We start from the raw sequence: 14,072 nt of genomic DNA on the forward strand, positions 1-14,072 counted from the left end.
GCAACGATTTTTCAATTTCTCACATTGAACCCCGTCTAATCGCTCAAAAAATTCAGGAGCTTTTATGATTGCCTATCGCCTTTTTTTAGCCGTGGATACCCTGTTGATGTTCTTTCCCCACCGGTGGCGCAAACGATTATTTACGGCTCTGGCTTCATTAGCCCATAAACTTGCCATCAAACGCAATCAGGTCATCCGCCAAAACCTCTCTTTCGCCTTTGAAGAAACCCTGAAGGAAACGGATCAACGGGAAATTGAAGAGTATTGCTACCGGAATCTGGCTCTCAATTTGCTGCAAGTGATGGAAAACCGCCGCAATACTCCCGAAGATTTGCACTCCAAAGTAACCTTCAAAAACCGTTCACCGGTCGATGCCATTTTAGCCAGAGGCGGGGGAATTATTTTTGTCTCCGCCCATTTTGGGAATTGGGAACTCGGCGGAGCTGCCCTCTCCTCGCTGATCACCCCCGTTACCTCGATCTACAAAGGGTTCAGCCGGAGCGAATTTGATCCCTATCTCCTAGAAGCCCGAACCCATCACCGAATGGAACTCGCTGAAAAAAACGGTGCCCTCAAACATATTGCCAAAGGGCTTAAAAACAACCGCTCCGTTTTGTTGATGATCGATCAGGCAAGCAATGAACGTTACGGAGTCAATGTCGATTTTTTCGGTCATAAAACCTACCACTCCTCTAGCGCTGCACAGCTGTCGGCAAAATTCAATGTTCCGATCGTCGGAGTTTACATTACCGGAGAGGATGAAGAGCACTACACGATCCGCTTTGAAGAACCGATCGAGGTAAAGAGTGGCGATGACGCTTCGATCCTTGAAGCGACACAGCGTCAGGTTGTGGGACTCGAAAAAGCGATTCGGGCAAATCCGGAACTGTGGTTCTGGTGCCACAAAAGATGGAAGGGAGAATATCCTGATATTTATGCGGGATAAGCTTTTTTCAGCACTTCATAGAGTGCCTCAGGTGTTAAATCGGGATCGTTTTCCCAGGCCAGTTTCATTACCGCGTTATCTTCTTGCCCGTTCCAAATTTTAATGTAATGTCCCTCCTTATACCCGTGATCTTGACGAAATTGATTAAGAATATTCTTCCCAACATACAAACGGTACAACTGGGTTATATTCAATCCCCCCAAATAAACTAGCTCAAAAAATTCTTCAATCATAGCGCCGATCATCTCAGGAGATATCGGAATCAGCGAAAGACGCATAACATTTTCGATTTTCACCATCAAAAGGTCATCACTCCCGAAAGAAAGCGATTTATCGGTGCTTAATTTCGTATACTCAGGGGTCTGTGAAATTCTTTTGGCCAGTTCCTCGATGGTTTCCGCACCGTTATTATGGGTAAACTCCAGAACCAAACTCATAATAAAATGCCACACATCGACAATTTCGATTTGTAAATTGTCATAATCGGTCGTCTGGGCAATACTTTTCCAATGTTTCCATCCGAAAGAGTCAATCATCTCGGCCGATTCCATCGTGATACAGCGGCGCCAGTTGATTTTTTTACCATGTTTGGTCACCCCTTTTTCCCAACCCTCGCCGTTGGTCGCATCATTAAGCTTCTGCTGAAGTTCAAGCATACATAAAAGTTTATTCATTATCTCTATCCTTTAAAAAGTTTCGAATTATACGTTAAATTAAAAAAAATGTTACGCCGCTCGCTGTTGATAGAGATATTTTTGAAAGTCGATAAACAGTGAGCTGATTGTTGCGACTTCGCCCAACTCCTCCTGCGCATCTTGCAGGGATTGGTATTTGTTCGTAAGGAGAATCGGCAGTTTCTCCTGATCGAGTTCATCCACCCCCGTCTCGATGTATTTGCTGAGGACGAATTCGATGAACTCTTTTTGTTTGTCGCTCAGAAGTGCAAAAATCGTCGCTTGGGCGGCGGCGACACGTGCTTCGCGTGACATCGGGACAGTATCGCTGTTAAAGACATATTCCAACACATCGAACAAATCGCTTTTCTCCGCATCGATGAGTTTTTGAAGCGTCCCCAACTCTTCTCGCCCGAAACCTGCTTCACCCAGTTTTTCGAGCAAAATTCTCCGCGTCAGAGGATTGCTCCACAGCGTTCGCAGCTCCTCTTCGGTTGTGAAAAACTCAGGGAGTGCGCCGAAGAGGTTTTCTAAAAACTCCTCCACTGAGATCGGCTTGCCATCCGCACTCCAAAACGAGGTGGACATCATGTGCTGAATTTCCCGCTCTTTGTCGTCGCGCAGTTTGATTTTGATTTTTGTGCGTCTCTCACCTGCTTCCCCCACATCAGCATTACCCGTAGATTCTTGAGGCTCACTCGGCTCTTTAGGAGGTTTAGGGACTGACGGAGATTCCGGTTCCAACGGTTCACCGTCCCATTCGGGATCGGCGAAATGGTGATACGCATCGACGAAATCATAAATCGTAAAAAACTCTTTCCCCTCAAACAACCGTGTACCCCGCCCGACGATTTGTTTGAACTCGATCATCGAGTTGACGGGACGCATTAACACAATATTGCGGATATTACGTGCATCGACCCCCGTGGAGAGCTTTTGGGAGGTGGTCAAGATGGTGGGGATCATTTTCTCGTTGTCTTGAAACTCTCGTAAAAACTGCTCGCCGATAGCTCCATCATTGGCGGTGACACGGACGCAGTAGTTCGGTTCTTTGCTCTTTTTCATCTGATTGACCAAATCGCGAACCGCAGCCGCGTGATCTTGGGTGGCGCAAAAGATAATCGCCTTTTCGTTTTGGTTCGCTTCGTCCATGTATATCTTAATTCGCTTCGCTTCGCGCGCGGTTATCTCGATAATCTTGTTAAAATCGGGTTCAGTATAGAGTTTCCCCTCTTCGATCTCCCCTTCGATGATTGTGTCGTCGCTCGTGTAGATGTAGTCATCGAGGGTCGTTTTGATCCGTTTGACTTTAAAAGGGGTGAGGAAACCGTCGTTGATCCCCTCTTTGAGTGAGTAGATATAGACGGGTTCGCCGAAATAGCGGTACGTGTCTACGTTGTCTTTACGTTTTGGTGTGGCGGTGAGTCCCAGCTGAACCGCAGGGGAGAAATACTCCAAAATCCCTCTCCAGTTCCCCTCATCGTTCGCACCGCCGCGATGACACTCATCGATAATGATAAAGTCAAAATAGTCTTTCGGATACTCCCCGAAATAAGGAGCCGCCCTCCCCTCGCTATCCGTTCCGCTCATGAAGGTTTGAAAGATGGTGAAAAAGATACTCCCGTTCGTCGGTGCGCGTCCATTGCGGCGTATTTCATCGGGTTTGATCCGCACGAGGGCATCGTCGGGAAATGCCGAAAAAGCATTGAACGCCTGATCTGCTAAAATATTACGGTCAGCTAAGAACAGGATGCGCGGTCGTCGGCTCCCATCACGGCGAAGATTCCAACGGGTTTGAAAAAGTTTCCACGCGATCTGAAACGCGATAAAGGTTTTCCCCGTCCCCGTAGCAAGGGTGAGCAATACGCGCGGTGCGTTGTTAGCAACCGCTTCGAGGGTTTTATTGACAGCAATCTCCTGATAGTAGCGCGCCCCCTTCGTCCCACCGACATTCTCAAACGGTACGGCACTAAACTTCTCCCGCCAATCGTTTTGCTCCGCGTACGTTTTATTCCAAAGCTCTTCAGGGGTCGGATAACGTTCCACCAGAGCTTCCGCACCGCTCTTCATACAGATGCTGTAAATCTCTTTGCCGTTGGTAGCATAGGTGGTGTCGAGTTTGAGCTTATCGGCGTACTGTTTGGCTTGCGCCACCCCTTCACCCACACTTAGTCCGCTTCGTTTGGCTTCGATAACGGCGAGTTTGATCCCTTTGTACGAGAGGACATAATCGGCGCGGAGCAGTTTGCTACGAGTGCCTCCCGTTTGGATTTTACCGGCAGTTATGGGATGATTTCTAAAAACTCGTGAACCTTCAACTACTCCCCATCCCGATGCGAGAAGCATAGGATCGATCAGTTCGGCTCTCGTTTCGTCTTCGTTCATCCACTTCCCTTTAGTTATTCTTTAAGAAGATTAATAAAACTTTTACAAGGAACATTTACTTCAGCCAAAGCACATACAGCAGGAATTTTATAATTTGATTTTTTTGGAGGTAATATAAGTTGTCTTGCTTCTTCAGTAATTAAAATGGAATTATAGATTTTCGCAATTGAAATAATAAAAAGGTCATTTTCACCAACACCTTTTGTATATGCTTCTTCTTCTATTTCTAATAATATTTTTATGGCTTGTGCGTGCAATATAGCATCAGCGGACAATGGATGTATCTCTGCATTATGACTTTTAAGCCATTCGCCACATTCTGGGATTTTATTATTTATTTCAACAAATGCAATTTGTGAAAAAACAAAGTTTTTTTCTTGAATTTGCTCTGCAAACCATTCCCATAAGGCGTTAAAATGTGGATTTTCAATTGGGTAGTTATCCCATGCATGAATCATTGACGATGCATCAAAGCTATACATATTGCTCCAGTTTTCGCACATCGGTAATTTTTAGATTGTCCAAATAAGTACTGGCTTTGGCTAGAGTAATAAGGTTATTGTGAAACGCATCAAGCACGGTACAAACATATGGCTTACCAAACATATTGATAGGTTCTCTGTGTCGGTACTGTCTTGGAATTGGTTTTGATTCAAGTTGTTGTATTTTTTCGCTTTGTTCTTTTTTGTAATTCCTGTAATCTTGATAAGCTTTTTGATGAATCATATTGTTCGTCAACAATCTCATTAAGATTGCCTCACCACTTACACACCACTTTTTTTTAAACCCATCCAAATAGCTATCATAACTTACTATTTCCATGCGCAAAAGCGTACCAATATCTATTTGATTTAAAAAGCTATCAGGTATTAATAGATTACCCGCAAATTCATTTGCCTCTTTTTCTCTTCCTTGGTAGTGGTAGAAGTTTTCTTCATTATCAATAGAACTCTCTTTGTGCAACAGTAGATGCGCTAGCTCATGCATGAGGGTAAATGCCTGTGCGCCGTCACTTTGCTTTTTGATAACAATGATTGGCATAACATCGTAGTAAAGAGAAAAACCTCGCACATGCTCGCTTTTTTCAATCTGCCATTTACCGTTATAGCCATTAGATACAAAAACCAGTATCCCTTTGTTTTCAACTGCGTGACGCAACTCATCAAAACCATATTTTAGAGGCAAATCTAGCCATTGGCGTATATTTGCACTGATTTGTTTTATATCTTTTGTATTTAACGCAAGTTTGGAATGCCAATTTTCTTCGACAGGTTCTTTCAGGTCTTCTAATAGATCGAGATAAACCCGTCTTTGTTTTTCAATACGCTCAATAAATGCTCTTAATTTAGGAGAATGTATAGGGGCTTGATTATTAATAGTGCGAAATTGGACAGAATAAATTTTCTCTTCTTGAATGTCGGATGGATCGATAAAAAACAATAAGCTTCGCTTAAAAAAATTAGCTATTTTTTCCAATTGCTTAACACTCAAAACGGCTTGGCTTGCCATAGCTTGTTCAAGTGTTTGGTGGGATATGCTGATATCTTTAGATAAACTATCAATATCTATGCCTAATGTATCACAGCACCATTGTAAACGCTTTGGATTGATTTGTATTTTTTCCATAATGTAAATTGTATCTGATTTTGGATAATTTACTTCTGTATTTCATCACAACTCCCCGTTAAACGCTTTTTGCAATATACTTTTTTTTAATTCCTCTAAGTTATCTATTTTCTGCTGATAAATCGCTTCGAGGCGTTTGGTTTCGGTGGAGAGGAGATCGAGTTTTTGGACGATGGTTTGTTGTTCAGATAATCCTGAAAGATTATATATTTTAAAAGCTCTGATGTCTTTCATATTAACATGTTCAACCGTTGCCCCTGTGGAATGAGACAGTAATTGTTCCTGCACATCCTTCGAAAGAATTAAATACGCTAAAAACTTAGATACCAATTTAGACTTTTTAGGTCTAATCAGTACGGTTCTTTGCCCTAAACATACTTTAATATTTTCTGGAATTACGGCAATATTTCCGGCTGGAGCTTCCCTTGCTAAAATCAAATCATCTGCTTGCGGTATTGCTCGCCTTGTCCATGCATTGTATGTTTCTTCAGACACCCTATTTACATTATCTAAAATTAAAACACCTTTACCAATATTTGGAGTTCGAATCGAGGGATAGCCAGTATCTTGAGTAGGTGCAGTTTTATGCTCACAATCAACTATTAACTCACAAAGACTATCCAATGTTTCAAATAGAGAACCATGTACTTTATTTTCAAACACACTTTGCAAATAAGAGTCGAAAAGCTCTTTTGCATTTTTAAGGTTCTGCTCTGCATTGGCTTTTGCACGCTCTATTGCGCTAAAGGCTTCATCTAAAATGGCGACGATTCGTTGTTGTTCGGGGAGTGGGGGAAGAGGGATTTCAATAGCTTCAATTTGTGCTTTATTGATCGAATTAAAAACTGCACCAGTATTTCCAATAATTTCATTTTCGTGTTTCAATAAAAAATTAAAGAGAAATTCTTTATCTATCAATTTTCCTGCTCTGATAGCGGCAAGACCACGACCGATACAAATTTTTTGAGTTGAAAAATTTATTGGACCAACTGGAGCACGAACAGACATTAAAATATCATTCGCTTCTGCTTCTTTTGTTATTTTAGTAGTCCATGTCGTTGGTTCACCAATAAATTTGTCAGAAAATTCTTTCTTGCCTTGATAAAATGCTAAGCCTTGCGCTTCAGAATTATAATATTTGCCCTCAGGCGATTGACCAGCAATTACCTTACAAATCTCACCCAGCTTTTTTACTTCCCACCCCTGCTTCATCCGCAACTCTTTACTTTTGAATAGTTTTGCGTTAGAATACTCTCATAATTTCCTTCGGGACGCCCTTTGGTTCTGCCAAGGGGAGAAAATCTACACATCTAACAAATCCTTGATTCTCAACTTTATGTTTTCAAAATCCTCTTTGCTTATCATGCCGATCCGGTTTTCTAATCTTCGCGTATCAAACAATCTCCCCTGAACAACCAAAGCAGTACTTTTTTCTCCGTTCAATTCAAAACCGTAAAAAAAGCTCCCCTCTTTTGGCTGAGTCGATAACGGAACACCAAAAAAGATATTTTTTGAAAATCTTTTTACGATCAAAACAGGGCGTGAAAAAATATCCCCTTTTCCATTTTGTTCAAAACCAATATTTTCACCGATACTAGCCCAATAAACTTCTCTCTCTTTTGGAGTAATATATTTCTCTTTGCAATCAAGTTGTTTTTTAACTTCGTTCCACTCGTTGAATTTTTTCATAGTAGTTCCAAAACCCTGCCCAAAATCTCCGCACTCTCATCATCGAGTGCTTTCATCTCTTCGAGTATCTCTTGCGGTTTTCGCAATGCCGCTTCTTCTTTTTTATTCGGATTTTTAGCACTCAGATCAAACGTGCTTTGGTCTATGTCGCGGACATCAACACTCCACGAGTTCTCAGACTCCCCGAACGACTTTTGAAGCTCCACAAACTCCGCCAAATCTTTCTCATTGAGCGCGTTCGTTTTCCCCAGATTGCGATCCAAATTCAGCTGATAAAACCACACCTTGCGTGTCGGAGCACCTTTTTCAAAAAACAAGACGACAGTTTTAACCCCCGCCCCCGTAAACGTCCCACCCGGCAAGTCGAGGACACTGTGAAGGTTACACTCTTCGAGGAGTTTTTTACGCAGTGCGACAGAGGCGTTGTCGGTGTTGCTCAAAAAGGTGTTTTTGATAACAACCCCCGCGCGACCCCCAGCTCGCAGAATCTTGATGAAATGTTGTAAAAACAGCGATGCCGTCTCTCCCGTTTTGATCGGGAAATTTTGCTGTACTTCGGCGCGCTCTTTTCCTCCAAACGGTGGGTTGGCGAGTACGACGTCGTAACGGTCTTTCTCTTGGATGTCATCGAGGTTGATCGCCAACGTGTTAGCGTGAACGATGTTCGGGGCTTCGATGCCGTGGAGGATCATGTTCATCGTCCCGATGATGTAGGCAAGGGATTTTTTCTCTTTGCCGTAGAAGGTCGTTTTTTGGAGGGTGAGCGTATCGCTCGTGGTGAGTTTTTTGCTGTGTTTTAGGTACTCGAACGCTTCGACCAAGAATCCCGCACTCCCTACGGCACCGTCGTAGATTTTTTGTCCGATTTCGGGGGCGACGACGCGGACGATGGTTTTGATGAGGGGGCGGGGGGTGTAGTATTCGCCGCCGTTGCGTCCTGCGTTCCCCATGTTTTTGATCTTGTCCTCATAAAGGTGGCTCATTTCGTGTTTTTCGGCATGGGTGCGGAAACGTAGCTCGTCGATGCGGTTGATCACTTCACGGAGGTTATAGCCGCTTTGTACGCGGTTTTTGAGTTCGCTAAATATCTCACCGATCTTGTACTCGATGGTGTCGGCACTCTCGGCGTCGACTTTGAACTTTTTGAGATAGGGGAAGAGTTTATGATCGACGAAATCTTTGAGATCATCGCCACTCAATGCGGCATGATGATCGAGTTTGCCGTCCGCATCTTTGGGAGCTGCCCAGACATTCCAAAGAAATTCCCCGCTGATGATAGGGGTATAACTTTTGCCGCTCAATGCGGCGGCGGTGGCTTTATCTTTTTCCAAATCGTCGAGGTATTTGAGAAACAACACCCATGAGGTTTGCTCAACATAGTCGAGTTCGCTCCCGCATCCGGCGTCTTTGTGGAGAATATCGTCTATATTTTTAAAAGTTTGTTCAAACATGAGTTAGCGGATCCCTATGGAAATTGGGCGTATTATACGCTAATATTCCACGTATGGAAAAGATAAATTGTCATAAATGTATTTACTATTTTGTCACGTGGGAAGCCCATCAGCCTCATGGATGCAGAGGGTACGGCTTTAAATCAAAAGCCATCCCTTCGCAAGTCGTACTCAGCAGCAGCGGCCGGCCCTGCACCCTCTTTAGTCCGAAAACTCCCGCCGCCACATAATCTTTTTCCCGAAGCCGAGGGTGTTGTCGGTCATCTTGCACCGATGAATCCGGATGCGCCACAGTATCGGGTCCATAATACGGGCATAGGGGTATGCCTGCAAATAAAGCTCCCGCTCCCGCCGATCAACGCTACGGCTCATTTCGCCTGCAAACTGTATTCCCTGTATCTTTCCGACCGTTTTCGTTTCCAAGGCAACCGTCCCCGCGACATCCGGGTGATCGGCTACATTTCCCATGTGTTCGGTTTGCGGATCCGAAGCGACGATAAAAGCAACCTCTTCGGGATCATAGGCATAAAAAAGGGAACAACACCATAGAGCCTCCCCCTGTGTTGCAAGGGTGAGAAGGTGGTGGTGATCGATAAAGCGCTCAATTTTCTCTAAGGTATCGCGCACGGCTACAACGACAATGCTATGGTCAAGGTTAAAAGAGAGAGGCCGCTGAGTGCGATCAAACTCATCCTCCCCGTTTTTGGCGATCCCAAAAAGAGTGCCGCAAGCCCCTTGAAAATATTATTGCTGGCGATGGCGATTAAAATCGCCGAAACTACCGCCTGTTGCGAAATCGCAAAACTTCCGTTAATCAGCGAAAGGATAAACGGGTCAATATCGGTAAACCCTACGATAAAGGCCAGAATATTGAGCCCTGACGTTCCGTAATCGGTAATAAAATAGCGTGTAATGACTGTCATCACGACGAACATTGCCGCGAATACCAAAGCTACCCCCAACTCCATCGGATTGACATTGCTCGGCTTTGTTTCGGATGACGTTCGGGGTGATTCTTGTTTGAGTCTTGAAATTCCGAATCCGGTCAACAAGGTGAGTCCGGCCAACGCTCCCAAGGGAAGAGCCAGCGACTGCAATAATGTAAAATTGAGAAAACCGATAATCGCCATTAACCGTAAATACATCATACCGGTTGCCAGAACGATTGCGGCAACAAACGTATATTCATTGCTCTGAAGCGTTTTGGATTGTCGTGCCAGAACCACCGTTGTGGCGGTAGAGGAGTAGATACCGCCGATCACACCGTTGATCAAAAACCCTTTCTCATGGAAAAAATAGCGCTGAAGAATGTATCCGATATAGGAGATTCCCGAGACAACAATCACCGCAATCCAAATCTTGCTCATCGACATCGGTATCCACGATGAGATCGGTGTTGTCGGCAAAAGGGGCCAGATTACGACACTGAGCAGTACCAGTTTAGAGAAGGTGACCAACTCGGTCGTGTCCACCGTCTCCATAATCATTTGCACCTGACTTTTTGCATTCACGACAAAAATGATGGAGACAAAAATCATGGCAGTAAACCAAAGGGGCTGCGTTATAATCAGCGGCGCATAGGTATAGACCAACAATGCCGCCAATAAACTGATAATCCCTTTTTGTTCCGCTTGAAGCTTTTGGTGGTAAAACAGGGCGAAAAAGATCGCCAAAACCCCCATCCCCGCTAAATACAGTTGCCACGTCGGGTCCAATTTATAGAGGATATATCCCAACATCCCTATCAGAATATACGTACGCACCGTTCCGATAAAATAGGCATTGCTCAAGGTATGTTTGTAGGCACGAAGCTCCAACCCCGTCAAAAAACTCAAGGCGACCGTTAATAGAAAACGAAAATATTCCATTTCGTAAAGACGTAAAACCGTATCATACATACCCACTCCTTTGTAAAGCGTTTTCTATCTTCTCCAATGCTTCCTCAAGAATTGCTGAAGAGACGGCGAAATTGAGTCGCATAAATCCCGATCCCTCTTTTCCGAAACCAAGTCCGGCACTCAGCCCCAATCCGGCTTCACGGGCAAAAAACTCCCGTAACTGCCGATCTCCCAGCCCCAGTGAACGGCAATCCAGCCATGCCAGATAACTCCCCTCGGGTGAGTAGTGGGAAATAGGAGGGATTGACGCACACCATGCGGCCATCATCGAGCGATTCACCCCCAAATGGAGCATCAGTTCCCGATGCCATGTTCCGCCGTCTCGGTACGCCGATTCAAAAGCGACATGCGAAAGTGCCGCACCGTCTCCGAAATGGACCCTCATGCGTTCGTGATTGAATAGATCGCGCATCCTCTCATCGCCGATACAGACGGTAGAGATCGAAAATCCCGCCATATTAAACGTTTTTCCCGGTCCCATCAACGTGACCGTAGAGGCAAAAAGCTCCGGGGAGAGAGAGGCGAAAGGGGTGTGTTTGTGCGGAGGGTAGACGATATCGCAATGGATCTCGTCGCTGACAATCCGGATCCCATGTTCCAGACACACCTCTCCCAAGGCCCTTAATTCCTCCGGGCTCCACACCCTCCCGACAGGATTGTGCGGTGAGCACAAAAGAAGGAGTTTGGTTTTGGGGGTGATTTTGGAACGAAGGTCATCGAGATCGAAACGATACATGCCCTCACGGTCGCGGTGAAGAGGATTAAGGAGTAATGTCCGTTTATTGATCCTCACCATATCGTAAAAAGGGGGATAGACCGGAGACTGGACGATCACCTCGTCCCCCTCTTCGCTAAAAGCGCGAATCGCGCATCCGATCGATGCGACGACGGAGGGGGAGTAGCTGAGCCATTCGGGCGAAATCTCCAAACCGTGATGCGATTTAACCCACGCACATTGGGCCTCAAACCCGCTGCGCTTCATGATTTCATACCCCATCACCGGGTGTTCCAACCGCTCTTTGAGCGCATTCAGGACACATGCCGGGGTTGCCAAATCCATATCGGCCACCCACATGGGGGTCACCTCATCGGTACCGAAAAGCTTTTGACGCAACGTATATTTTTCAGCGTTGGTGTTTGAGCGGTCAATAAATCTCCCTACCTCATCCACCGGTTTTTCTCCCTATCCACACGGCTGTCTCTCCCACTTTTTCGACCCCTATCATTTCAAAACCCTCCCCTTTTTCAAGGCGATCCGCGTCTGCCGAGATGACGACCAACCGCCCCCCCTGCACCAAGCGCTGCGACAGTTGGGGGAGGTGCTCTTGGTAGTGGAGGTTGTCGAGGCTATTATTGATCACGATCGTGTCGTACGCGGTAAAATGGGACTTCAGATTGGCAAGATCCCCCTGATAAAAGTTAACCCGCTCACGCGCATGGAGTGCATCAAGCGATCTCAGAAGCACACACGATTCTTCCTTGCCCGCCTGATACGTTACCCTGCCCTCCTGAAGCAATGCGGCACCGACACGGATCATACGCGCAGAGAAATCAACGGCATCCACCGCTTCAAACCAATTCGACAAACCGAAACTCAACCGCCCGGTTGCGCATCCCAGCTCCAGCACTCTCCCCTCTCTTCCGAAATAGCCGTCGAAACGTTCAAGAAGATCTCGAAACCACTTTCCATGGGTCTCGTATTGAAACCGGCATATCGCGCTCACATCCGCCTCTTTAATGACCGAAGGGGCACTCTCCTCCCTCCGCGCCTCACCCACGACATAGCGAAAACCCGCATGCTGGATAAAATGGCGCCGAAACGCATAGCGTGACGTCGTAACGATCTCGTTCCCCGTAGAGGCCCACGATCCCCCCTTGAGCAGATTATGTTTTCCGTCAAATGTCGGGAGCGAAAAATCATCATACCACGGATGGGGGGCGAATCCTTCAAATCCCGCAATCGGGGTCTGCGTCCACTGCCAGACGTTTCCGGCAACATCATAAAGCGAACCGTGTTTAAAGGTATCCACCGGAACCGAGGAGGCGTAGTGGGCGAAGTTGAGATTGGCATGCTGATCGTCAAAGATGCCGTTGCGTTCTCCCCCATACATCTGTGCCATCATTGCCCACTCCGTTTCACCGGGAAGACGGTAGCGTTTATCCTCTTTCGCACTTTTCCATCGGCAAAAGGCTTCGGCTTCAAGGGCGTTCACCTCGACCGGCCAATTGAGCGGCATCTCGATCTCTTCAGCCAGACCGCGATAGCGAAACGTCCCGTCTTCACATGCAACCCAGAACGGAGGTGCTTTGGCATGACGTATCGAGAGGTATTTCAGCCCCTCTTCCTCCCACCATTCATGCGATTCGTATCCCCCGCCCCGGACAAACTCCAGAAACTCCCCGTTACTCACCAGATACAAGGAGGCTTCGAATGGGAAAAGGGTTACGCTCTGCACCCCGTATTCATTATCCCATCCGTAAAGCCCGTGATCGGATTCCCCCTTGCCCAGGGTGATTTCTCCTCCCGGAATCGAAACCAGAGTGTTTTGAGGAGCATCCGCAAACTTCGGGCACAGGGGGAAAGCCTCATGGGGACGGACAAATTCAGGAGGCATCTGCCGATGCAGGACACTGGAGGTTTCGATATGGATCCGCTCATGTTCTATCCCCATCCAAAGTGCCCAGAAAGGGTCTTCCCGGGTCACCGGAAGGGTCATCGGAAAGGTGCGGATAAAATGGTCGACCACTTCACGGACCTGACCCCGATATTCACGAACCGCATCCACGCTCGGCCACTCAAACCGCCCACTCTCCTCATCCCACAGCATCTCGTCAACCCCCACGGCGAATAACGATTCAAATCCGGGATTAATGCGCCCCTTCAAGCCGTTTGCAAGGAGAAGCTTATTGATGTAAAAAACAGCGGTATGGCCGAAATAAAAAATCATCGGATGACGTGTCGGTTCAGACTGCCGGTAAAAAACGTCGTCGGATTTAAAAAGGTCAAATAACGATTCAAACAGCTCAAAACTCTGATGGAAATACTCAAGCAGCTCCTCCCGTTTGGCCTGAACTTCCCCTCCATCCAAACGTACCGAGACCATCTGACGCTTCATCACCTGCCATCCTTTAAACTGTATTGGGTGTATTGTAGCAAATTACCCTTACTGAGCCCCTTTATCACCTCTTTTGGACAATTACGTGCTGATGTTACGCACTTTGCGGGCAAAGCCCGCAAAGTGGCAGGGACATGTGTCCCTACAACCCCCTAAAGCTACCCGCATCTTTCGGATGCGGGAGATTACTGACCTATTTCGCCCCTTTTGAAAAAGGTACGTAAGGTCAGTTACATGTTCTTTTTTCTCGGTTTAATCTCACACTTTAACTTCGAAAAACATACACT

At 46.1% G+C, this 14,072-nt stretch carries 12 protein-coding genes; 1 reads left to right on the forward strand and 11 read right to left on the reverse strand.

Annotated features, from left to right (window positions below):
- The first annotated feature begins 64 nt into the window (after positions 1–64).
- Positions 65–946, forward strand: a complete 882-nt coding sequence (locus tag M0P91_RS09925) for a lipid A biosynthesis lauroyl acyltransferase (RefSeq protein ID WP_295066744.1) — start codon at positions 65–67, stop codon at positions 944–946.
- Here the strand turns inward: M0P91_RS09925 and M0P91_RS09930 are convergent.
- From M0P91_RS09930 to ovoA, 11 genes are all read right to left on the reverse strand, one after another.
- Entirely contained in the window at positions 934–1,620 is a 687-nt protein-coding gene (locus M0P91_RS09930; RefSeq protein ID WP_295066745.1) for a dUTP diphosphatase, read from the reverse strand. The genes M0P91_RS09925 and M0P91_RS09930 overlap by 13 nt on opposite strands.
- Before the next feature lie 51 nt (positions 1,621–1,671).
- Positions 1,672–4,005 carry an EcoAI/FtnUII family type I restriction enzme subunit R gene (gene hsdR, locus M0P91_RS09935; RefSeq protein WP_295066747.1) on the reverse strand — a complete coding sequence of 778 codons (2,334 nt, stop codon included), beginning with the start codon at positions 4,003–4,005 and terminating at the stop codon, positions 1,672–1,674.
- Positions 4,006–4,019: 14 nt separating this feature from the next.
- Entirely contained in the window at positions 4,020–4,463 is a 444-nt protein-coding gene (locus tag M0P91_RS09940; protein WP_295066749.1) for a DUF4411 family protein, read from the reverse strand.
- Positions 4,464–4,479: 16 nt separating this feature from the next.
- On the reverse strand, positions 4,480–5,631 hold the full coding sequence (locus M0P91_RS09945; protein ID WP_295066750.1) for an ImmA/IrrE family metallo-endopeptidase: 1,152 nt from the start codon (positions 5,629–5,631) through the stop codon (positions 4,480–4,482).
- Between the two features lie 45 nt (positions 5,632–5,676).
- On the reverse strand, positions 5,677–6,843 hold the full coding sequence (locus tag M0P91_RS09950; protein WP_295066752.1) for a restriction endonuclease subunit S: 1,167 nt from the start codon (positions 6,841–6,843) through the stop codon (positions 5,677–5,679).
- 90 nt (positions 6,844–6,933) lie between these two features.
- Positions 6,934–7,320, reverse strand: a complete 387-nt coding sequence (locus M0P91_RS09955; protein ID WP_295066753.1) for a type II toxin-antitoxin system PemK/MazF family toxin — start codon at positions 7,318–7,320, stop codon at positions 6,934–6,936.
- A complete protein-coding gene (locus M0P91_RS09960; protein WP_295066755.1) occupies positions 7,317–8,771 on the reverse strand; it encodes an N-6 DNA methylase in 1,455 nt (484 codons plus the stop codon). Before M0P91_RS09960 ends, M0P91_RS09955 begins: the two co-directional genes overlap by 4 nt.
- Before the next feature lie 201 nt (positions 8,772–8,972).
- Positions 8,973–9,398 carry a hypothetical protein gene (locus M0P91_RS09965; protein ID WP_295066756.1) on the reverse strand — a complete coding sequence of 142 codons (426 nt, stop codon included), beginning with the start codon at positions 9,396–9,398 and terminating at the stop codon, positions 8,973–8,975.
- Positions 9,399–9,400: 2 nt separating this feature from the next.
- Positions 9,401–10,669 carry a DUF4010 domain-containing protein gene (locus M0P91_RS09970; protein ID WP_295066758.1) on the reverse strand — a complete coding sequence of 423 codons (1,269 nt, stop codon included), beginning with the start codon at positions 10,667–10,669 and terminating at the stop codon, positions 9,401–9,403.
- Positions 10,662–11,840: a pyridoxal phosphate-dependent aminotransferase gene (locus M0P91_RS09975; RefSeq protein WP_295066760.1), complete on the reverse strand. Its 1,179-nt coding sequence runs from the start codon at positions 11,838–11,840 to the stop codon at positions 10,662–10,664. Before M0P91_RS09975 ends, M0P91_RS09970 begins: the two co-directional genes overlap by 8 nt.
- Positions 11,833–13,785: a 5-histidylcysteine sulfoxide synthase gene (gene ovoA, locus M0P91_RS09980; protein ID WP_295066761.1), complete on the reverse strand. Its 1,953-nt coding sequence runs from the start codon at positions 13,783–13,785 to the stop codon at positions 11,833–11,835. The genes M0P91_RS09975 and ovoA overlap by 8 nt, the downstream gene beginning before the upstream one ends.
- Positions 13,786–14,072: the final 287 nt, after the last annotated feature.

Origin of the sequence: Sulfuricurvum sp. (genome assembly GCF_023229695.1) — a bacterium.
In the GTDB taxonomy this organism is placed as follows: domain Bacteria; phylum Campylobacterota; class Campylobacteria; order Campylobacterales; family Sulfurimonadaceae; genus Sulfuricurvum.

Coding starts and splice junctions, on each gene's coding strand:
- ovoA (WP_295066761.1), bottom strand. CDS start 13,785: ATGAAGCGTCAGATGGTCTCGGTACGTTTGGATGGAGGGGAAGTTCAG.
- M0P91_RS09970 (WP_295066758.1), bottom strand. CDS start 10,669: ATGTATGATACGGTTTTACGTCTTTACGAAATGGAATATTTTCGTTTT.
- M0P91_RS09930 (WP_295066745.1), bottom strand. CDS start 1,620: ATGAATAAACTTTTATGTATGCTTGAACTTCAGCAGAAGCTTAATGAT.
- M0P91_RS09940 (WP_295066749.1), bottom strand. CDS start 4,463: ATGATTCATGCATGGGATAACTACCCAATTGAAAATCCACATTTTAAC.
- M0P91_RS09925 (WP_295066744.1), top strand. CDS start 65: ATGATTGCCTATCGCCTTTTTTTAGCCGTGGATACCCTGTTGATGTTC.
- M0P91_RS09960 (WP_295066755.1), bottom strand. CDS start 8,771: ATGTTTGAACAAACTTTTAAAAATATAGACGATATTCTCCACAAAGAC.
- hsdR (WP_295066747.1), bottom strand. CDS start 4,005: ATGAACGAAGACGAAACGAGAGCCGAACTGATCGATCCTATGCTTCTC.
- M0P91_RS09945 (WP_295066750.1), bottom strand. CDS start 5,631: ATGGAAAAAATACAAATCAATCCAAAGCGTTTACAATGGTGCTGTGAT.
- M0P91_RS09950 (WP_295066752.1), bottom strand. CDS start 6,843: ATGAAGCAGGGGTGGGAAGTAAAAAAGCTGGGTGAGATTTGTAAGGTA.
- M0P91_RS09955 (WP_295066753.1), bottom strand. CDS start 7,320: ATGAAAAAATTCAACGAGTGGAACGAAGTTAAAAAACAACTTGATTGC.